22 protein-coding genes and 1 tRNA gene are annotated in these 18752 nt (G+C 59.9%); 10 read left to right on the top strand and 13 right to left on the bottom strand.

Going from position 1 to position 18752, the window contains the following annotated elements:
• Positions 1-71: 71 nt before the first annotated feature.
• The 5 genes from ED655_RS07425 to ED655_RS07405 form a co-directional block, all read right to left on the bottom strand.
• Positions 72-599, bottom strand: a complete 528-nt coding sequence (locus ED655_RS07425) for a CvpA family protein (RefSeq protein ID WP_122049624.1) — start codon at positions 597-599, stop codon at positions 72-74.
• 22 nt (positions 600-621) lie between these two features.
• A complete protein-coding gene (locus tag ED655_RS07420) occupies positions 622-1104 on the bottom strand; it encodes a hypothetical protein (protein ID WP_122049623.1) in 483 nt (160 codons plus the stop codon).
• A 90-nt stretch (positions 1105-1194) separates the two neighbouring features.
• Positions 1195-1524 (bottom strand): DMT family transporter, encoded by a 330-nt coding sequence (locus ED655_RS07415; protein ID WP_122049622.1) that lies wholly within the window; start codon positions 1522-1524, stop codon positions 1195-1197.
• A gap of 273 nt (positions 1525-1797) precedes the next feature.
• Positions 1798-3669, bottom strand: a complete 1872-nt coding sequence (gene thiC / locus ED655_RS07410; protein ID WP_240993556.1) for a phosphomethylpyrimidine synthase ThiC — start codon at positions 3667-3669, stop codon at positions 1798-1800.
• Positions 3670-3987: 318 nt separating this feature from the next.
• Positions 3988-4236 (bottom strand): hypothetical protein, encoded by a 249-nt coding sequence (locus ED655_RS07405; protein WP_023977247.1) that lies wholly within the window; start codon positions 4234-4236, stop codon positions 3988-3990.
• A 277-nt stretch (positions 4237-4513) separates the two neighbouring features.
• Between ED655_RS07405 and ED655_RS07400 the strand changes: the two genes are divergently transcribed.
• Positions 4514-5587, top strand: coding sequence for a quinone-dependent dihydroorotate dehydrogenase (locus ED655_RS07400; protein WP_122049621.1), 1074 nt, complete (start codon positions 4514-4516; stop codon positions 5585-5587).
• A gap of 90 nt (positions 5588-5677) precedes the next feature.
• Positions 5678-8044 (top strand): mechanosensitive ion channel domain-containing protein, encoded by a 2367-nt coding sequence (locus ED655_RS07395; RefSeq protein WP_162993430.1) that lies wholly within the window; start codon positions 5678-5680, stop codon positions 8042-8044.
• A gap of 97 nt (positions 8045-8141) precedes the next feature.
• On the opposite strand, the gene ubiM is transcribed toward ED655_RS07395, so the two are convergent.
• Together ubiM and ED655_RS07385 are read right to left on the bottom strand one after the other, a co-directional pair.
• Positions 8142-9380, bottom strand: a complete 1239-nt coding sequence (gene ubiM / locus ED655_RS07390; protein WP_122049619.1) for a 5-demethoxyubiquinol-8 5-hydroxylase UbiM — start codon at positions 9378-9380, stop codon at positions 8142-8144.
• Positions 9377-9985, bottom strand: a complete 609-nt coding sequence (locus ED655_RS07385) for a nitroreductase family protein (RefSeq protein WP_062164548.1) — start codon at positions 9983-9985, stop codon at positions 9377-9379. The genes ubiM and ED655_RS07385 overlap by 4 nt, the downstream gene beginning before the upstream one ends.
• Positions 9986-10063: 78 nt before the next feature.
• Between ED655_RS07385 and hisB the strand changes: the two genes are divergently transcribed.
• From hisB to ED655_RS07345, 8 genes are all read left to right on the top strand, one after another.
• Positions 10064-10660: an imidazoleglycerol-phosphate dehydratase HisB gene (gene hisB / locus ED655_RS07380; RefSeq protein WP_062165762.1), complete on the top strand. Its 597-nt coding sequence runs from the start codon at positions 10064-10066 to the stop codon at positions 10658-10660.
• Positions 10657-11004 carry a hypothetical protein gene (locus ED655_RS07375; RefSeq protein ID WP_122049618.1) on the top strand — a complete coding sequence of 116 codons (348 nt, stop codon included), beginning with the start codon at positions 10657-10659 and terminating at the stop codon, positions 11002-11004. The genes hisB and ED655_RS07375 overlap by 4 nt, the downstream gene beginning before the upstream one ends.
• On the top strand, positions 11001-11642 hold the full coding sequence (gene hisH / locus ED655_RS07370) for an imidazole glycerol phosphate synthase subunit HisH (RefSeq protein ID WP_122049617.1): 642 nt from the start codon (positions 11001-11003) through the stop codon (positions 11640-11642). The genes ED655_RS07375 and hisH overlap by 4 nt, the downstream gene beginning before the upstream one ends.
• Positions 11643-11683: 41 nt before the next feature.
• Positions 11684-12979: a 1-(5-phosphoribosyl)-5-[(5-phosphoribosylamino)methylideneamino]imidazole-4-carboxamide isomerase gene (gene hisA, locus ED655_RS07365; RefSeq protein ID WP_240993564.1), complete on the top strand. Its 1296-nt coding sequence runs from the start codon at positions 11684-11686 to the stop codon at positions 12977-12979.
• The gene (gene hisF, locus ED655_RS07360) at positions 12973-13734 is read left to right on the top strand and encodes an imidazole glycerol phosphate synthase subunit HisF (protein ID WP_122049615.1); all 762 of its coding nucleotides are present in this window, start codon (positions 12973-12975) and stop codon (positions 13732-13734) included. Before hisA ends, hisF begins: the two co-directional genes overlap by 7 nt.
• Before the next feature lie 38 nt (positions 13735-13772).
• A complete protein-coding gene (locus tag ED655_RS07355) occupies positions 13773-14255 on the top strand; it encodes a phosphoribosyl-ATP diphosphatase (protein ID WP_122049614.1) in 483 nt (160 codons plus the stop codon).
• Between the two features lie 3 nt (positions 14256-14258).
• Positions 14259-14636, top strand: a complete 378-nt coding sequence (locus ED655_RS07350; RefSeq protein ID WP_122049613.1) for an HIT domain-containing protein — start codon at positions 14259-14261, stop codon at positions 14634-14636.
• A 57-nt stretch (positions 14637-14693) separates the two neighbouring features.
• Positions 14694-14769: transfer RNA gene (locus ED655_RS07345), tRNA-Glu, on the top strand.
• A gap of 58 nt (positions 14770-14827) precedes the next feature.
• Here the strand turns inward: ED655_RS07345 and ED655_RS07340 are convergent.
• The 6 genes from ED655_RS07340 to ED655_RS07310 form a co-directional block, all read right to left on the bottom strand.
• Positions 14828-15592, bottom strand: coding sequence for a tyrosine-type recombinase/integrase (locus tag ED655_RS07340; protein WP_162993429.1), 765 nt, complete (start codon positions 15590-15592; stop codon positions 14828-14830).
• Positions 15593-15714: 122 nt separating this feature from the next.
• Entirely contained in the window at positions 15715-16011 is a 297-nt protein-coding gene (locus ED655_RS16055) for a helix-turn-helix domain-containing protein (RefSeq protein WP_408735661.1), read from the bottom strand.
• 4 nt (positions 16012-16015) lie between these two features.
• Positions 16016-16273, bottom strand: a complete 258-nt coding sequence (locus tag ED655_RS07330) for a helix-turn-helix domain-containing protein (RefSeq protein WP_122049610.1) — start codon at positions 16271-16273, stop codon at positions 16016-16018.
• Positions 16266-17126 (bottom strand): hypothetical protein, encoded by an 861-nt coding sequence (locus ED655_RS07325; RefSeq protein WP_122049609.1) that lies wholly within the window; start codon positions 17124-17126, stop codon positions 16266-16268. The genes ED655_RS07330 and ED655_RS07325 overlap by 8 nt, the downstream gene beginning before the upstream one ends.
• Positions 17127-17129: 3 nt before the next feature.
• Positions 17130-17804, bottom strand: coding sequence for a YdhT family protein (locus ED655_RS07320; protein ID WP_162993427.1), 675 nt, complete (start codon positions 17802-17804; stop codon positions 17130-17132).
• A 210-nt stretch (positions 17805-18014) separates the two neighbouring features.
• A complete protein-coding gene (locus ED655_RS07310) occupies positions 18015-18605 on the bottom strand; it encodes a 3'-5' exonuclease (RefSeq protein ID WP_122049606.1) in 591 nt (196 codons plus the stop codon).
• Positions 18606-18752 lie beyond the last annotated feature (147 nt).

The following is an 18752-nucleotide window of genomic DNA, read 5'->3' as shown; positions in this document are numbered from 1 at the left end:
GACCGGAAATGGGGCGATCGGTGATGCGGCGATCGGGCGATCTGAGATAGGCTGTTCCGGACCGGGGTCTGTCAGAAGGCAGCCTCATGACCTGTTGCGGGCGGCATGGCAAGATGAAGTTGCGGGAAATATGGCATTAGTTCCCGCACGAAATTCACGCCGTCGAGGATGTAGGGTCCGGATTTGCTTCCTGCAATAAGCGAATGCGCCATATCTGCGCCTGCCACAGAGACGCAGACCAGATAGAGGACCACCAGCAGGATATAGCCGCGCGCAACGCCGAACAGACAGCCAAGCAGCTTGTCCGTTCCCCCCACGAGAACACTGCGAAGCCCGGTAGCCAGTCGTTGTGCGACGGTCGACAGGATAAGGACCAGCACGATGAAAGAAACGATATAGGCAAGCGCCGTTGCGGCGAGCGGGTCGCTGACCTTCTGCGTGATCCAGGGAAGGATGAGAGGCGCGACCCGTGCCGCCAGCACGAAGCTGCCAAGCCAGGCTGCAAGGCTGAACACCTCACGTGCGAAGCCGCGTGCGCCGCCCCACAACGCTGAAACGAGAAGAACAAAGAGAACAGCGATGTCGGCAGAATTTTCCATGGGTGTTCTGGAACGGATCCGGTCAGGGGAGCTTGGTGGAGGATGGGCGCCAGAACCTGCGGGTGGTGTCGGTGCTGACGGGTATATCACGATTGATCTGGTTCAGCAGGTTCCCCAGTTGCACACGATGGTCGATCTCACGCCACACGGCTTTCGCGTCAATACCTCGCAGCGCCCAAAGGCGCAAAAGCGCCTCAAGGAAGGCGGCGCTTTGCTCAATCAGATCCTGGGGTTGTTCGAGAGAGTAGAAGGTGACGCATCGTACAGTGGCATGCGCGAGATCACGTCGCAGCGCGTCGTCAGAGAGCACGGCGGCGGACGGAGACTGTGGCGTCCCCCCCTTGGGATCCTTCCTGTTGCCAGCCTTAGAATGCGTCTTGACGGGAGCGCTCTGCCGCTTCTTGCCTCGTTTGGGCTTGGCGGTGGGAGGCAGGTTTTCGGGCTGGGCAGGTTTCGCCGGGCCAAGCCGGCCGAGCAAGACATCAAGAATATGCGGATCGTCCATAGGCACCTTCATCTTATCCGCATATGGATTTGCCACGGCAATCGTCAATTAAATGCGTGTATCTTCGGTTGTTTTGACGCGATTTGTCGATCAATGCCCAACCGAGCGCGAAAACACGTTAACGACAATGACCCCGATGATGATGAGCGAGAGCCCGATCAAGGCTGGCGTGTCGAGGGTCTGCCTGAACTTGATCCAGCTGATGGCAGAAATGAGCACGATCCCGACGCCGGACCAGATGGCATAGGCGATACCGGTGGGCATGGTACGCAGGGTGAAGGATAGCGCGTAAAATGAGATGATATAGCCCAGAACACTCAGCATGCCGGGCACTGCGCGCGTGAAGCTGTCCGACATCTTGAGCATGGTGGTGGCAAACACCTCCGAGCAGATCGCAATCAGAAGACAAAGATACGTCATGAAACCCCGGACCATGAAACCGGGGTTTTCTTATCGCAACCAGGCTAGGGTGTCACGTCGCCTGTGTTTCTTCAGGCGCTTATGCTGGTCATGTGCTTCAGGTAGTATGAGGCGCAGAAACGGATGGACGGGCCACCTGAAGAGAAGGTCACAGAGTTGTTGGGCTTCCCGGCAGAGCGACAAATCGGATAAGAGCTACATGCCCCTGCCCGTCTCGCATTATTGCCCAGCGAGGTGCCGACGGCCTTGGGAGGACCGCCGAACTTCCGGGGGTCAGGCTGGCTCGACCTCGTCTGTCCTCAGATAAAGCTTCCCGCCATGGGCCTTGAAGCTCTCTTTCATGTCTTCCATGCCCTGCTCACGTTCGGCATTGCGCCGGATGTCATGACTGATCTTCATTGAGCAGAATTTGGGCCCGCACATCGAGCAGAAATGGGCAGTCTTGTGCGCCTCTTTCGGCAGGGTCTCGTCGTGATAGGACCGCGCAGTATCCGGGTCGAGCGCCAGATTGAACTGGTCCTGCCACCGGAATTCGAAACGTGCACGCGAGATGGCATCATCACGGATCTGGGCGGCAGGGTGCCCCTTTGCGAGGTCAGCGGCATGGGCGGCGATCTTGTAGGTGATAACCCCCACCTTGACGTCGGACCGGTCTGGCAGCCCGAGATGCTCTTTTGGCGTGACATAACAGAGCATGGCGCAACCATACCAACCAATCATCGCTGCGCCGATGCCTGAGGTGATGTGGTCATAGCCGGGGGCAATATCGGTGGTGAGTGGTCCAAGCGTATAGAAAGGGGCTTCGCCACATTCGCGCAGCTGTTTGGTCATGTTGATCTTGATCTTGTGCATGGGGACATGGCCCGGCCCTTCGATCATGACCTGACATCCCTTCGCCCAGGCGATACGAGCGAGTTCGCCGAGCGTTTCGAGCTCGGCAAACTGGGCCGCGTCGTTTGCATCGGCGATTGAGCCAGGGCGCAGCCCGTCGCCCAGCGAGAACGAGATGTCGTAGCGACGCATGATGTCGCAGATCTCGTCGAAATGTTCGTACAGGAAATTCTCGCAGTGATGTGCGAGGCACCATGCGGCCATGATCGACCCGCCGCGTGAGACGATACCTGTGGTGCGTTGCGCCGTGAGCGGCACATGGGCGATGCGGACGCCTGCATGGATGGTGAAGTAATCCACCCCCTGCTCTGCCTGTTCGATCAGGGTGTCGCGATAGATTTCCCAGGTCAGGTCTTCGGCGACGCCGCCCACTTTCTCAAGCGCCTGATAGAGCGGCACGGTCCCGATCGGCACGGGCGAGTTGCGGAGGATCCAGTCGCGGATATTGTGAATATTGCGACCGGTTGAGAGATCCATCACCGTATCGGCGCCCCAGCGTATGGACCAGACCAGTTTTTCAACCTCCTCGGCAGCGGAGGAGGTCACTGCCGAATTGCCGATATTGGCGTTGATCTTCACCAGAAAGTTGCGCCCGATGATCATGGGCTCAAGTTCAGGATGGTTGATGTTGGCAGGGATGATTGCGCGACCGGCTGCAATTTCCGAGCGTACGAATTCTGGGGTGATGAAGCTCGGGATCTCAGCACCGAAATCCTCTCCATCGGCGCGGCGTGCCTCGGCACCCTCGACCATTTCGGCGCGCCCGAGATTTTCACGATGGGCGACGAAAATCATCTCCTCCGTGATGATCCCTGCACGGGCGAACTCGTATTGGGTCACAGGGTGGCCATCCTGCCCGCACAGAACGCTGTGGGGGGCCGGGCATTGGGGCACCGCATGATCACCCTTGGCGAAGCCGTTATCCTCGGGCTTGATCGCGCGGGTTTCGGTCACTTTCGTGAGGCCACGGCGCGACAGCCAATGGTCGCGCAGTCGGGGTAGACCAAGGGATACATCGGCATGATAGCCGGGGGCGGTATAGGGGCCGGATGTATCGTAAACCCTTACCGCGGGTTCGTTCGCGGTAGGTTCGAGATCAATCTCGCGAAATGGCACGGTGATATCCGGCCGGTCAGCCGGGCTCGAGATGATTTTGCGCGAGCCCGAGATGGGACCGGTTGTTACCGTGCCATGCGCGGGTGCGCGATCGAGCGTATTGACCTTGGTGGAATGAAGCGTTGAGTCGTCCATCATGTCTCCCCTTGCGGCGTGGAGTTATGTCCGACAGCGCAAGAGCAGAGTGAACGGAAGTCGCGTGTAGGGTGACCGGGCCGCTCACACCAATCCCTACGCCGGTACGAACCGGATCAGGTTCTTCGCCCACATGCCGGGGCGAAAGGGTCGCTGCGCTGCGGAAATCCCGCCATCAGCCTCTCAGCCTCTTGTCGAGGCCCCCCCTGGTATGGATGGGAGCATTGCGTGGTTAGGCACGCACTGTCAATCGAATTAACGATGCAGGATCAAGACCCCTGCAAGATTGTCCGGGTGGGTTGATAGCCCTCGCGTAGCCCGTCAGGCGCGTACATGGGAAGCCCGGGCGCTCATTGGCTTGAGTTGCCCTATTTCCTGATCATGGCGATTCATGCCCGCTGGCGTGATGTGGAAGCGCCCGTCGTCGCCGAGAGTCACAAAGCCCATTTCCTGCAGGCGTTCCAGACAAGGCTGGTCGCGCAAATCCTGCGGACGCCCTATGCCCTCGCAAAGAAGCACACGATGCAGCGTCGAGCGACAGCACGTTTCGAGATAGGGTTCATCCCACATGATGCTGTCTCCATATTGTGCCCGATTGGGTGGCGTGGCGCTTCGCATAACAGGTCGTGCCCGGCCTTTCCACGGTCCATCGCATCTTCCGGTCACGTTTTGCTCGTTTTCAGGCAGTCAGGGATACCCCTGTCCGAATACTGCGCCAGCGCAGGAAACGGGTTGGGTGGCGACATCGGGTTTTGTGAGTGGCGAGGCAAATCAACCTGGAAAGGGGTCGACCCGTCCTGTCACCACGTTATAGAGAGGCCCACAGAAATTACCTGCAGGATATGTCATGGCGCGCGCGTTTCTATCCACACTCTCGACCCGGATGTTCCACGGCCTCGACCCGGAGACGGCGCATGAGGCGGCCATTGAGGCGCTTGCTCTGGGTCTTGGGCCGAGCGCCGCGAAGGATGTGCCGGCGCTGGCTACTCGCTGTATGGGGCTGCGTTTTCCCAATCCGATCGGCCTTGCCGCGGGATTTGACAAGAATGCCCGCGCCCCGCTTGCTCTGGCCCGCATGGGTTTTGGTCATGTCGAATGTGGGACCGTGACGCCGCGCCCGCAGGAGGGCAACCCCAAGCCGCGTCTTTTTCGTCTGACTGAAGATCGGGCAATCATCAACCGCATGGGCTTCAACGGCGATGGCATTGACGCCTTTGTCCAGCGGCTTGAACGGTTCCGCGTCCTGCAAGCGGGGCGCAATGCTGCCCTTAGGGCGGTGCCGGTCGGGGCCAATCTGGGCATCAACAAGCTCGGCGCCCGCCCTCTGGAAGATTATCCCTATCTCGTCTCGCGCGTCGCTCCTCTGGCAGATTACATCACCATCAATCTTTCTTCCCCAAACACGCCGGGATTGCGTGACCTACAGAGCGCAGGCACGCTCCTCGACATTCTCAAGGCCGTAAAGCGTCACAATGCGGAGCACCCGCCCCTTGTTGTCAAGCTGGCGCCTGATCTCGACCCTGACGCGCTGCCGGAAATTGTCGAGGCAGCTATCGAAGGCGGGGCGGCGGGCATCATCGTGAATAATACCACGATCAGTCGCCCCCCTTCCCTGCGATCTGGTTTTGCGCATGAGACCGGTGGATTGTCGGGCCGCCCTCTGGCGCAGCTGGCGGTGGGGATGCTTCATCGCATTGTGCCACTGGTTGGGGGCCGTATCGCCGTGATTTCCTGCGGCGGCATTGAAAGTGGTTTTGACGTTTTTGAACGTCTGCGGGCTGGTGCCGATATGGTGCAGGTTTATAGCGCCCTGATCTATCACGGTCCCTATCTGGTGCAGCGCATCAAGAGAGAGCTGCTGCAGGAGCTCTCCCGTGAGGGCTATGAGTCGGTTGGCGACCTAAAGTCATCACGAGGCTGAGCCGCCGGTAAACTCTGGATGCGAACGTAATGCCCCCCCGACCGTTTGCATCCTCATCATTCCGAACAAACACTGGAGGCGATCATCGAAATGTTTGCTTTGAAAAGGCGGTCGGCCCTGCAAATCCTCTACGGGCTCTTCCTTGTCTTTGCCCTTTCGGTATCGACTTTTCCGGCTCTGGCTGCACCGGGGGATAGCGCGCCGGTTGCGCCACCGCTGGTCCCATCGGCCGCTGATGGCTATGGCTGGACGACCGTATCCGCTACGCTCAACCGGCAAATCACGACGGCGCAGGGTCGGCTCAAATATATATACGGTCAGCTGAACCGCACCGATATCGTGCTTGGCAGCGAGACGCTCTCGGATCTGTCCGACCAGATTGACGACATCACGACTGTCGCCCAGTCCATCCAGACTCAGGCAACCTCCTATCAGACGGTATATCAGAGCTACCTTGAGATCATCGGCGCGAAAGCGGATGGTGAGAGCCAGGCAATCGTTGCGCAGCGCGCGCATCTGCAATCCGTGCTGCAGGATATCAAATCCACCGTCACTCAGGGCAAGCTGCTGGGTTTGCAGGCGAAACAGGTGCAACTGGAGGTTCAACGTCGCGGCAGTGTGAGCCAGCAAGCGCTCCTGTCGGAGCGTATTGCGTCTCCGCTTACCCTCTCGTTCTGGCGTGATCTGCGCGATGAGGGGCCGGAACTCAAACTGACTTTCGCACCGCCGCTCAATAACGGTTATGCCGGGGTGCTATATAACTGGCCCTGGATGCTGGGCGCTCTTGTCGGGGTCTTCGTCCTGACGGCCCTGCTTTCACGCCCGATCTACCGACTGTTTCGTGGCGTCGAGAGCAACATAGCCCAGCGCTTTACCGGCGAGCCGCTTCCAGAGAGTCATCAATCTTTCATTCCGGTTGCGCTGAGCGGGCTGGCCTGCGGACTTCTCATGTTTGTGCTTTGGGAGATCACTTCAGGTGTTCTCTCTCTGGGGGCCGGGCGTAGTCCTCTTTTTGTCGCCGGTCTTGCTGGTATCATGCCCCTTTGCGGCTTTATCCTCGGGGCTGGTCTGCCCGCACTCAGCCGCGCTACAGCCGTCGACGGTGTCTCCCAGCACGTAACACGCGCCTTATGGGGTGTGGATTGGGGTGCTGCAGTCCTCGTGCTCCTGCAGACCCTCTTTCTCATCGTTGGTGAGGAAAACGCGTTCCCGACCACGGCCCGGCGCCTGATTGAGGCCCTGTTCACCATCGTCGTGAGCCTTCTTTTTGTCGGTCTGTGCCGTAAGCTGACGGGGCGTACGGATGCCCGGATGGCGCCTGCGTTTTATGGCATGGCCTGGTTAGTGCTTCTCGTCAGTTGGGCTGCCATCGCCCTCGGCTATCTGGCTTTCGCCTTCGCCGTGGCGATCTGGGCGCTGACGCTTTCGGTCAGCTTGCTGACCCTGCTTCTCCTCTCGATTGCCGTGAAAGAATTCACCGCTCGCACCTTTTCTGTGGGGTCGGTTATATCCCGGCGCCTCTCACGCCTTGGGGTTCATTCCAACCGTGTGGCCCAGTTCGGGGTGATTCTTTCCGGTGCCGTGAATATCGGGCTGATTATCGTTTTCGTTGCCGTCTGCCTGTCGCAAGGCAAACTCGATGTGCCGGTAATAGCTGATAATGTCCGCGGACTTTTCGTCGGCCAGACCATCAACGGCGTGCAGTTCTCACTGAATACCGCCGTGCTCTGTCTGGTCATACTCGTCGTGTCCTATTACGCCATCGGTGCCTTCAGTCAGTGGCTCGAGGCACGGCTCTTCCCCACGACCAATCTCGATATCGGCGCCCGCACGTCCATCCTCAACATCTTCAAATATGTTGCATGGATCGCGGTCTTCCTGATGGTGCTCTCGGAAGCCGGTGTGACGGTCAAGAATTTGACCTGGGTCGTGAGCGCCCTGTCTGTCGGTATCGGCTTTGGCCTTCAGGCCATTGTGCAGAACTTCGTTTCAGGCGTGATCCTGTTGGCGGAGCGGCCGATCCGCGTCGGTGACCTGATTGAACTTGGTTCCATCAAGGGGGATGTCAAACGCATCAGTGTTCGTTCGACCGAGATCGGGCTGGGTGACGGCTCGACCATGATTGTCCCGAACTCGCAGTTCATCACCTCTGCCGTTCGCAATGCGACGCTCGGTACAGCGCTGAGCGCCGCTTCCGCAACCGTCACGATTTCTCCGCGTGCCGATGCGACAAAGGCTCAGGCGGCGTTGATGGACATGATGACCAACCGCGAAGATATCCTTCAGAACCCGGCACCCGGCGTGGCCATCTCGGCAATTACCGATACCGGTATAACGCTCGCGCTTTCCGCGAAAGTCGCCTCGGTGCGCGATGTTGGGGGCGTAACCAATGCCATCATGCTGGATGCTTACCGCGTGTTGCAGGAAGCCGGGGTTGAGCTCGGCAAGCCAGCCTGAGGTCACAGCGATCGGCTTTGAAGCGGAAAAGGGGGCGGGAGATCAATCTCCCGCCCCCTTGTTTTACCAATCGCCCTACGCCTTCGTAGAAGACGGGTCAGGCTGCATGGTCACGGTCCATCAAGAAACCTGTGACGAGTGATTTGAACGGTGTCAGACGCTCGGCAAGCGCCAGCCCCGCCCTGCGCAACGCCAGAACAGGTTTGGCGTCATGAGTGTACAGTGAGGCAATACCATTTGTTGCGGCAAACAAGGGTGCCGTGGCCCGTCGAAGACGGCGCTCGAAGCGTCGCAGCACATCAGCAGCGCCCGGATCGGCATCACCCAAGGCGATTTCCTCACTCAGGATACTCTGGCCTTTGAGCCCAAGATTGAAGCCATGGGCTGTAATCGGATGCATGCCCACAGCGGCATCACCGATCAAGGCAAGGCGCGGGGCCTGAAAGCGATGGGCGAAAACGGTCTTGAGGGGGTAGGTACAGCGCGCGCTTTCCAGGCTCATCGGGCCCAGTCGCCCTTGTGTCCTGCGCGTGATGTCCTCATCAAAGGCAGCTTTATCGAGCTGCTTGAGCGCCGCAATTTCGCCAGGGTCAAGGGTCAGCACGAGTGATGACAAATGACCGGGCTGATCGTCATCTGCTACCGGTAGGAGGGCAATTGTCTGCCCTTCATCGAACCACTGCAGCGCCACGCCGTCATGCGGCTCGGGGTGGCGCATGCGGCAGACCATGATGACCTTGCCAAAATCATGCACGATTGCGCCAATCCCGCGAGATTGTCTGATGCGTGAGAACCGTCCATCCGCTGCGACCAGAAGAGCGCTTTCAATGAGACTGCCATCATCAAGCAAGACCGTCGCGACATCGCTGGTGCCGGCGCTTCTGGCAACAGAGCGACCCGACAGGATCGATACCTTGCCCTGCTCCTGAACCGCGCGATGCAGCGCGGTGCGGATCGCGTGATTGGGAACGAGATAACCCAGCGCCTCAGTCGCGTCGCCGAGATCCTGCCCCGCCGGTGCCCGAAACAGCAAAGCCCCCGAGGGATGATCCGGCGCTTCCTGGCCGGTTTCAATGCGGGCAGTTTTCAAGGGCGAAACACACTCGGACGGGATGTGACGCCAGACATCATGCGTCTGCAGCCAGCTGCGCGAGTGATGGGTCAGGGCGATCTCACGACCATCGAACGACGGTGCGCTGAGGACCGCATCGGGTGCCGGATCGATAACGCCGACGCGCCAACCGCTCTCGGCAAGAGAGAGCGCGCAGGCCAGCCCTGCCGGGCCGGCCCCGGCAATCGTGATATCGAAACCGAGCGTTGAGCCTGTGCGCGTCACTTGTCCGCCTCGAAGCTCACGGGTTCGCCCTTCCAGAACGCCATATACTCGGCAATGTCAGGGCGTTTGCTGCCATGGACGGGTTTGTCCGGCGTGCCCACGAAAAGGAACCCTGCGAGGCGCTGGGAATCCCGAAGGCCCAGAGCCTCACGGAAACAAGGCTGCTCAGCAAAGTCGCTCGATACCCAGAAGCCGCCGAAACCCTCGGCATGAAGCGCATTCAGCACGTTCATGGCCCCTGCACCGATCGACAGTTCCTGCTCCGAGACGGGAATCTTGCCGCGGGAGTCGATGTCCATGACGAGGGCTATGGTCATGGGCATCTCGCCGAAACGCTGACGGCGCTTGTCGATCTTCTTTTGCGGCACCTCGGGGTCGGCTGCGCTCATGGCCTTGACGACCTGCTCGGCAAACTCTGCGCGATGCTTGCCCTTGATCACGATGTAACGCCAGGGCCGCATCTTCCCATGATCCGGCGCTCGCAGTCCGGCAGAGAGGATGCGGGCGATCTGCTCCTTGTCGGGAGCGGGCGCGCTCAGGTGATCGGTCGAGGCCCTGGATAGCAGGACATCAAGGGCGGGGGATGATGCGGGAGAGCTGCTCATGCTGGATAGATGGCAAGTTCCCGCGTGCTCGCCAAGAGGCCATCGCGTATTCGCGTCGAATAGTTTATGGAGGGAAACATGACAGACGCCCGACAGTCCCGCATCCACCGCAAGACCGGTGAGACCGATATCTCCGTTGCGATCAATCTTGATGGCAGCGGGCAGGCCGAACTCGATAGCGGCATAGGGTTTTTCGACCATATGTTGACCGCGCTCGCCAAGCATGGCGGATTCGACCTCGATGTGCGCTGTCACGGTGACCTTCATGTAGATGGCCATCATACCGTCGAGGATATTGGCATCGCCCTTGGCAAGGCCTTTGCCCAAGCGCTGGGTGACAAGAAGGGCATCACCCGCTTCGGACACGCGCTGGTACCGCTGGATGAGGCGCTGTGCGAGGTGGTCGTGGATATCTCGGGCCGGCCCTACCTTGCCTGGAATGTAACCTTCGAGCGCGAGCGTATCGGCGAGATGGATACGGATCTGTTCGAGGAATTCTATCGCGCCTTTGCCATGGCATCGTCGATTGCGCTTCATGTGACCTGCAAGGCCGGGCGCAACGCTCATCATATTGCAGAGAGCGGATTCAAGGCATTTGCCCGCGCCCTGCGAATGGCGGTTGCGCATGATCCGCGAGCGCTTGGCATGATTCCATCGACGAAGGGGGTCTTGTGAACGACTATCTTGCCTATCGCACCGACGGCAATGTTGAGCCGATCATGGTCAAGCACGGTTTTCACTGGTCCCTGCTCGTTTTCGGTCCGCTCGCATTGCTGGCCAGCAGACGCTGGATTGCCTTCGCCCTGACGGCGCTGATCAGCGTGGTTCTCTTGCGTTATGGCGGGGGTGCCGGGCTGCTGCTTTCATGGGTCTTCAATCTAGTGTTGGCAGTATTCGGGGCCGAAGTGATTGGCTGGGAGGCCCGGCTCAAGGGCTATGCCAGCAACGGGCTCTGGATGGGGCGCTCGGCTGATGAGGCTCGACTCAGGCTGATGGACAAGGATCGCGCTGCCTCATGAGACGCGTTGTAGTCATAGATTACGATGGTGGAAATCTGGCCTCAGCAGCACAAACGGCGCGCCACGTCGTTGCGGAACGCGGGCTGGACGCCGAGGTGCAGATATCGGCCGACCCTGAAACTGTTCTGAAGGCTGACCACATCATCCTGCCCGGACAGGGTGCGTTTGCTCACTGCGCCTCCGGGCTGCGGGGTGGCCTTCGCGAAGCACTGGTTGAGGCGACGGATCGCGGCACGCCTTTTCTGGGCATCTGTGTGGGCATGCAGCTTATGGCAGAATGGGGTCTTGAGCATGGACGCACGCCGGGGCTCGGCTGGATAGAGGGCAGTATCGCAAAAATGGAGTTCGCGCTTGAGGCGGGGCTCTGTCTGCCACACATGGGCTGGAACGTTCTGGAGTTCGAATCCGGCGCCCACAGGCTGACTGCGGGTCTGGAACAGGGCGACCATGGTTATTTCGTGCACTCCTATGCCCTGACAGGATGGAACCCGGCTGACATCGTCGCCACTGCAAGCTACGGCGGCGCCGTGCCGGCAATCGTCGCGCGGGACAACCGATGTGGGACTCAATTCCATGTCGAGAAGAGCCAGAAGACTGGACTGACAATCATGGCGAATTTTCTGAGCTGGATGCCGTGACCCGTATCGCCGAGCGCCTGTCGCGCATCGATGACAGTGATATGGCCGCCCTGTGCGAGATCACGACGGCGGCGATCATTGACGGGGGCGGTCTAGGCTGGCTCACGCCGCCCGGGCGCGCCGTACTTGAGCGCTATTTCAGCGGGCTCCTGCTCGTGCCGGAAACCCGTTTTTTCGTGGTGCGCGATGAAACGGGGCAGATACAGGGTTGCGCGCAGCTTGTGCGGCCTTCACGCAATAATGAGGCTCAGGCGCAGACGGCACAGATCAGGGGCTATTTCGTAGCACCCTATATGCGTGGTCGTGGGCTGGGCTATGTCCTGGCCGATGCCGTAATTGCGGCCGCCAGAGCGCTGGGTTGCCGCGTGCTGAACTGCGAGGTTCCGGAGACACAGGCCTCTGCGTTGTCCATGTTCCGCTCGCTTGGTTTCGAGCCTTGGGGCACGCACCCCCTTTATGCCCGCAATCATGACGGGGTGGTGCGGGGCGTCTTCATGACCCTGCCCCTCTCTCCCGAAGGTAGTGGCGCGAAATACAAGAAACATTCCGGGAAGGATCATATCTTGGCCAGTACGGACAGCACCCCCCATCGTGCCCTCACCCTCTATCCGGCCATCGATCTGAAGGACGGCGCCTGCGTACGCCTCCGACGCGGCGAGATGGACGACGCCACCGTCTATTCCGATAATCCCGCTGCACAGGCGCGTTCTTTCGCCGACGCCGGGTGTTCGCGCCTGCATGTGGTCGATCTCAATGGGGCCTTCGCCGGGAAATCGGCAAACGGTGCCGCGGTAGAGGCGATTATCGCTGCGACTGATCTGCCAGTGCAGCTTGGTGGTGGCATTCGTGATATGGCGGGCATCACGCGTTGGCTGGAAGCCGGGCTGGATCGGGTCATTCTTGGTTCGGTTGCAGTGAAGAATCCCGAGCTCGTGCGCGAGGCCTGCAAGGCTTTTCCAGGGCGGATTGTCGCGGGCATTGATGCGCGTCAGGGACGCGTCGCGACCGAAGGGTGGGCCGAAGTCTCCGAGCTCAATGCGCGCGATCTCGCCCTGCGCATGCAGGATGCTGGCGTGTCTGCCGTGATCTTCACCGAGATTACACGCGACGGCATGCTTGAAGGGCTGGACCTGGAACAGACGGCTGATCTGGCGCGCGTATTGTCCATCCCTGTCATTGCCAGCGGCGGCGTAGGTTCAGCGCAGCATCTGCGTGATTTCCGTGCGATTGCCCAGGAGGTTCCGGGGCTTGAGGGCGTGATTGTAGGGCGCGCGCTTTATGACGGGCGTATATCGCTTGGGGAAGCGCTCAGCATTGTCGAGGGGGCCACATGCTGAAGCTGAGGGTTATCCCCTGCCTCGACGTCAAAGATGGCCGCGTGGTCAAGGGCGTCAATTTCGTATCGCTGCGTGATGCAGGCGATCCGGTGGAGCAGGCCGTTGTCTATGACGCGGCAGGGGCCGATGAACTGACTTTTCTGGACATCACGGCAAGTGTCGAGAACCGCGACACGATTTACGATGTGGTCCGTCGCACCGCCGAGCGTGTCTTCTTGCCCCTGACTGTTGGTGGTGGTGTGCGTGCGCCTGAGGATATGCGCAAACTGCTCCTTGCCGGTGCCGACAAATGTGCCGTGAACTCGGCAGCAGTCTTGAACCCGGACCTCATCAATGAGTCAGCCAATCGGTTCGGTAGCCAATGTGTTGTGGTCGCGATTGATGCGCGTTCCAATGGCAAAGGCGGTTGGGAAGTTTATACCAAGGGCGGCAGAGAGCCGACTGGTATAGATGCGGTCGCCTGGGCGCAGGAGGCGCAGGCGCGGGGTGCGGGTGAGATTTTGCTGACAAGCATGGACCGCGATGGAACAGGCAAGGGTTTCGACCTTGACCTCCTGCGTGAGGTTTGCGGCAAGATCACCATACCGGTCGTCGCATCCGGTGGCGTGGGAGAGCTCGAGCACTTTGTGGAAGGCGCCAAGGCCGGAGCGAGCGGCCTTCTGGCGGCCAGCGTCTTCCATTTTGGCACATTTGGTATAGCGGGGGTCAAGGCAGCGCTTGAAGCTGCGGGACTGCCTGTGAGGCCAGCCAACTAACGCATTCTTTTCACCTCGTTTTCAGACGGATGACGATCATGGCGCTTGCCACAAAACGGACGACCCGCAAGACAGAAGGAGGCGCCGGAAAGAAGGGCGTCAAGAACGCTGCGCCCAAGAGTGAGAGCACGAAGAAAGCGCAGGGCAAGAAAAACGCCGTCAAGAAGCCCGAGGCTGATTTGACCCCGATCGACGCACAGGTTCTTGATCGTCTGTTTTCAACTGTTGAATCCCGTCGAGGTACTGATCCGTCGCTGAGCCATTCGGCTCGACTTCTTTCGCGTGGCCGCAAGAAGATTGCCCAGAAATTTGGTGAAGAAGCTGTCGAGTGTCTTATCGAGGCGGTCGCCGGCAAGCCATCAGAGCTCGTCAGTGAAAGTGCGGATGTGCTCTACCATCTCATTGTGATGTGGGTGGACGCTGGCGTGACGCCGCATGACGTATGGCAGGAGTTACGCCGCCGGGAGGCTATGAGCGGTGTTGAGGAAAAGGCCTCGCGCCCCGTCGAGCCAAGAGTCTGACCGATGGCTGTCGATCTGCGCCTTCCATACGACCCGCAAAACATCTTCGCGAAGATCTTGCGTGGGGAGATTCCGGTCAAGCCCATCTACGAAGATGACTTTGCCCTCGCCTTCCCGGATATCGCGCCACAAGCCCCCGTCCATGCGCTGATTATTCCCAAGGGACAATACGTCAGTGCACAGGATTTCGGCTTGCATGCATCCATTGCGGAGATTGCCGGTTTTGCTCGGGCAATCTCGAAAGTCGCAGAAGCACTTGATGTCACCGAGACGGGGTATCGTTTGATCAGTAACGCTGGCGGCGATGCGGGGCAGGAAGTGCCGCATTATCATGTCCATCTTTTGGCCGGCGAGAAGCTCAGCGCGAAATTAGTTCGCTAGATGTGCATTTTTCCTCTTGCGGGGTTCCGTTCGGTATCATAGAACGCACCTCGCCTCGTCCCATTCGTCTAGAGGCCTAGGACACCGCCCTCTCACGGCGGCAACAGGGGTTCGAATCCCCTATGGGACGCCATTGTTAACATTGAGTTTTCTCTGTTATCCACAGGCATGGTAGCGGTCCACATGGACCACTACAGCTTAAAGCCCTCCGCAATATTCTTCAGGTATGACGGGTCGAACTTCCGATAGACGCGGCGTAATGTCTGCGGATCGGTGGCAAGCCAGTCAGACGTTTGATCAATCGGCACGCCGTCCATCGCGAACCATGACGCCAGAGAGTGCTTCAGGTGATGGGGTGTTGGCTTCCATGTCAGCCCTGCCCTTTCGCAAGCCTTGTTGAAGGACCAGCGCAGCCCGGTCGGGATCGGCTTGCCATGCCAGTTCACAACATAGTCGCCATTCCGCTCTTCGAATGCAGCTTCCATCTCCTCACGTAGGGCCTTGGTCATCGGTACGGTTGCTCGGCGCTTGCGCGTCAAGGCGCGGCCCGGTTCCTGAAAGTCGATCATGTTCGTGGTCCAATGGACCCGGTCCCAGGTGAGCGCCAGAATCGAGCCTTTGCGCGCACCGGTGTAGATGGCCAAGGCCATGAACAGCCGAACATGCGGGGTCTGCGCAGCGTCTATCAAGCGTCGGGCTTCCTCCTTGGTCAGGAATTGGTCACGCGGGGCGCTGTCACGTGGCGGCTCGATCTCGGGTGGTCTTACGAGATAACCGTCTTTCCATGCCCGGCGCAGCGCAGCCCGCAAGACGTTAAACTCACGGCGCAGTGTTCCGGGTGAGATCGGGACATTTGCCTCTCCACGTTTCTTGCACCGACCTGCGGCGAACGCGTCCCAACGCTTCTGGTCGATCTGGTCAATGCGGAGATGGCCCATTGCCTCTTCGAGTGGCACGGTGGCTTCTTCAAGACGCTTCAGTGCTGATACCTTACCCCTTCTGCTTTCGACATATCGAGACAAACACTCAGACACAGCCATCTTGAGGGGCGCCTTTTCCAGCGCTCCCTCGAAGTCCGCTAGCGCTTGACGAGCGCGTTTCTCGTCCTCTGTGCCAGTCGAAAGTCGTTTTCTCTGTCCTTCTTCCCACCAGACGATCGCCCATTTGCCGCGACGTAATTCCAGGTGGGGCTTATCATTTCTGATGCGGGGCAATGGTAGGTGTCCATATAGGCTTGAAGGTCAGTTGTTGACACGCGGTATCCGCCGGGCCTGCGATAGGCTGCGAGCTTTCCAGCCCGGATGGCCCGGCGAACCGTCTCAGGACAAACGTCGATCTCGGAGGCTGCTTTCTTGACGGTTAGCAGCCGTGGCATTCCCTCACCCATCCGCCCTCTCCTTCCGATGCTCCACAAAGTCAGCATAGATCGCGCTCAGATCCTCTCCCGTGGCCTCCACCTCGTGCAGGATCGCAAGCAGCGTCTCGACCTTCACAACATGGCCGCGCACGATCCGGCTGACCGTATGCGGCCCCATACCGGCGGCGAAGGAGATGGCCTCCATTGAGCGCCCGTCTTTCTCGACCAGCCGCCGCACCCGCTCGCCCAGGAGGCGGTTGAAGGGGGTGGGGTCAGTCATGCTCGCCTCCCTCGCGGATGGCTGCACGCAACGTTTCGAGAGCGTGCTCGCAATCCTCTGTGACCTCGCTGTGGATGATATCAGCGCGTTCACCGTCACTCATCTGGAGAGAGACAAACTTACCGTTGCGGGCATTGTATCCGCCGCGCTCCCCGTCCTTTACCCGCTCGAGCGCGTATGCGGCTTCTTTCAAAGCTCCCTCCAATTCCTTCACCCGATCCTCGAGAATGGCCGCATGAGCGTTCCATTCTGACGATATGATTGAGCTCAACTCCTCCACCGTGACCGTTGTCGTCATCACGCCTTCCTCATCGTCCAGAGACGTGCGACCGGGCAACTTGGAGAAAGCGCGGGCAATCGCGTCAGCCGTAAATGCGGCGACGTTGGTGGGGCGGCCATAGACTGGCTCTGCCCGCTCGGGAAAGGCGCACTGCTCTAATTTGCGAACCGCGTAGGGCGCACATGCAGAGCCAGGGCGATGGTCGATGTAATATGCAACCTCGACCGCATCCTTCTTGTCTCGCCACTCAGCATATTCAGTGACGACCTCAATCAGCGAGGGCAGGAAGAATTGCTTTTGATCTTCCTGCCATTGCCGCACGTCCTCACGTTGTGGCGTCCGGTCAGCGGCTTCCTTTTCACGTAGGCAAAAAAGCTGCGCCTTCGATAACTCCGCATCCTTCCGGCGCTGCTCTGCCGCGCCTCGGGCCTCGGCTTCGGACAGTTCCGCATCAGCCAACGCCTCTGCATATAACTGGCCCATCCCCTCATCTTGCCACGCCTGCGCAAAGCTCCGCCTATGAGCCTCCCGCGTCCGAAACTCCGCGCTCTCCTGCTTCTGTTCGTGGCTCATGCCTCAGCCCTCCGCATTGACACGAACGGGTTTCCCGGCTTCGTTCAGTCGATACACAACGCCCGCCTCGATCCCATTTTCACCGACATACAGTTGGGTGAACCGAGTGCGTTTTCCATCATGCCAGGCGAGAGAGGCGCAGCCGCCTTCACCAAGAGCGACGATCGCCCCAAGTCCTGCGGACGCAACAACCGCGTCCTTCCCCTCGCATGTGATCTGGGCGCAGGCTCCGCTGCTCCCGATCCGGGCATAGTATCCGCTGCTACCGATCCGGGCATCGTCTCCGCTACTCCCAATCCGTGCGATGTATCCGCTGCTCCCAATCCAAGCGTCGTCTCCGCTACTCCCGATCTGCGCGTAGGCTCCGCTGCTTCCGATCTGCGCGTAGGCTCCGCTGCTTCCGATCCGAGCGTAGGCTCCGCGTTCGTCTTTATCCCGCGTTACGGACTGCACCGCAGCGATTTCGCTTCGCACTAATGCGGATACATTTACAGCCTCAGAAAACGCCTTGGCCGTTAGCCACGATATCTCTTCGAAGCGGCGATCTTCGTGGAGGGCGGTCATAACGGCACCGTAGTCACCGCCCTGCGGGAATTTCTCCTGGAACCAGTCGCGCCCATCACTGCACGCTCCCCATTCACGAATACGAAGAAGCGTGATCATTGCTGCGTTGGTCATGTTCTTTGTTCCCCTGCGCTCCGGCCCTTCACGGCCTCCTGCGCTTGTCCCTGCGCCGCTATCCGGTCGCGTATTGTATCCTGTGCCGCCTGCTCTCTCGTCAGGCGGTCCGATATTTCCTCGTCGCCGGGGTGGGTCATCGCCTCCACCTCCAGCCGTGGCCCGTTGTCCCGTCGCGCCACCAGGACGCGAGGCGGCGTAGGAAGTCGCTCATGCGGGCACCTGTTCGAGCATCTCGAAATAGATCCGCTTGCAGGCCCGAACATCGACAAGCGCGTCATGGGCGCCATCCAGTTCTTCGCCATAGAAATGGCGGATGCACTCGGCCAGGCTCGGCGCTTTGGGCTTGTCGCCATACCCTGCAGCAATCATCCGCTCGGTCGGAGGCAGGTTCACGATCGGTGCCGCGTTCATCATCGTGCAGGCCTGCCGCTCGGGCAGCTTCCAGCCTCGCCCAGCGCGCGCAAACATCGTGCCGACAATCTGCCGGTCAAACTTGATGTTGTGCGCTACGATCGTGTCGGCAGCGCAGCACAGATCATACATCGCTCCGGCGGCCACTACCTCGCGGATACCGTATCGGCTCGCCTTCTCTGTCGTGATGCCATGCACCTTGGCTGCACCTTCGGGGATCACCCAGCCGTCAGGCTTGATGATGACGCTCAACTGCGCCTGCTCTTCGCCTCGCTCATCCGTCAGGATGGCCGCAAGCTGAACGACATGCGGCTGGTCCTCGTGATTGGTGGGGAGGCCATAATTCGGCAGGCCTGTGGTTTCGGTATCGAAAAAGAGGATGCTCATGCTGCGGCCTCTTCCAATCCACCTGTTTCCTCCAGAACTACCCCATCATCGTCATGCTCAAGCGCGTCGAGCTTGGAAGGCGCTTCCGCCTCAACCCGGATCGTCGGCGCAGCGGTATCCTGTGCGTCGTTCTCGTCGTCCCGGCGC

Origin of the sequence: Asaia bogorensis (assembly GCF_900465345.1) — a bacterium.
Lineage (GTDB): Bacteria > Pseudomonadota > Alphaproteobacteria > Acetobacterales > Acetobacteraceae > Asaia > Asaia bogorensis_A.
The sequence above is the reverse complement of the archived record's forward strand: the minus strand, read 5'-3'. Positions and strand labels throughout refer to the sequence as shown.

Bases quoted from the DNA above. Each gene is read 5' to 3' on its own strand.
- ED655_RS07425 (WP_122049624.1), bottom strand. From the start codon at position 599: ATGGAAAATTCTGCCGACATCGCTGTTCTCTTTGTTCTTCTCGTTTCA.
- ED655_RS07420 (WP_122049623.1), bottom strand. From the start codon at position 1,104: ATGGACGATCCGCATATTCTTGATGTCTTGCTCGGCCGGCTTGGCCCG.
- ED655_RS07415 (WP_122049622.1), bottom strand. From the start codon at position 1,524: ATGACGTATCTTTGTCTTCTGATTGCGATCTGCTCGGAGGTGTTTGCC.
- thiC (WP_240993556.1), bottom strand. From the start codon at position 3,669: ATGATGGACGACTCAACGCTTCATTCCACCAAGGTCAATACGCTCGAT.
- ED655_RS07405 (WP_023977247.1), bottom strand. From the start codon at position 4,236: ATGTGGGATGAACCCTATCTCGAAACGTGCTGTCGCTCGACGCTGCAT.
- ED655_RS07400 (WP_122049621.1), top strand. From the start codon at position 4,514: ATGGCGCGCGCGTTTCTATCCACACTCTCGACCCGGATGTTCCACGGC.
- ED655_RS07395 (WP_162993430.1), top strand. From the start codon at position 5,678: ATGTTTGCTTTGAAAAGGCGGTCGGCCCTGCAAATCCTCTACGGGCTC.
- ED655_RS07385 (WP_062164548.1), bottom strand. From the start codon at position 9,985: ATGAGCAGCTCTCCCGCATCATCCCCCGCCCTTGATGTCCTGCTATCC.
- hisB (WP_062165762.1), top strand. From the start codon at position 10,064: ATGACAGACGCCCGACAGTCCCGCATCCACCGCAAGACCGGTGAGACC.
- hisH (WP_122049617.1), top strand. From the start codon at position 11,001: ATGAGACGCGTTGTAGTCATAGATTACGATGGTGGAAATCTGGCCTCA.
- hisA (WP_240993564.1), top strand. From the start codon at position 11,684: ATGGCCGCCCTGTGCGAGATCACGACGGCGGCGATCATTGACGGGGGC.
- hisF (WP_122049615.1), top strand. From the start codon at position 12,973: ATGCTGAAGCTGAGGGTTATCCCCTGCCTCGACGTCAAAGATGGCCGC.
- ED655_RS07355 (WP_122049614.1), top strand. From the start codon at position 13,773: ATGGCGCTTGCCACAAAACGGACGACCCGCAAGACAGAAGGAGGCGCC.
- ED655_RS07350 (WP_122049613.1), top strand. From the start codon at position 14,259: ATGGCTGTCGATCTGCGCCTTCCATACGACCCGCAAAACATCTTCGCG.
- ED655_RS16055 (WP_408735661.1), bottom strand. From the start codon at position 16,011: ATGCCACGGCTGCTAACCGTCAAGAAAGCAGCCTCCGAGATCGACGTT.
- ED655_RS07330 (WP_122049610.1), bottom strand. From the start codon at position 16,273: ATGACTGACCCCACCCCCTTCAACCGCCTCCTGGGCGAGCGGGTGCGG.
- ED655_RS07325 (WP_122049609.1), bottom strand. From the start codon at position 17,126: ATGAGCCACGAACAGAAGCAGGAGAGCGCGGAGTTTCGGACGCGGGAG.
- ED655_RS07320 (WP_162993427.1), bottom strand. From the start codon at position 17,804: ATGACCAACGCAGCAATGATCACGCTTCTTCGTATTCGTGAATGGGGA.
- ED655_RS07310 (WP_122049606.1), bottom strand. From the start codon at position 18,605: ATGAGCATCCTCTTTTTCGATACCGAAACCACAGGCCTGCCGAATTAT.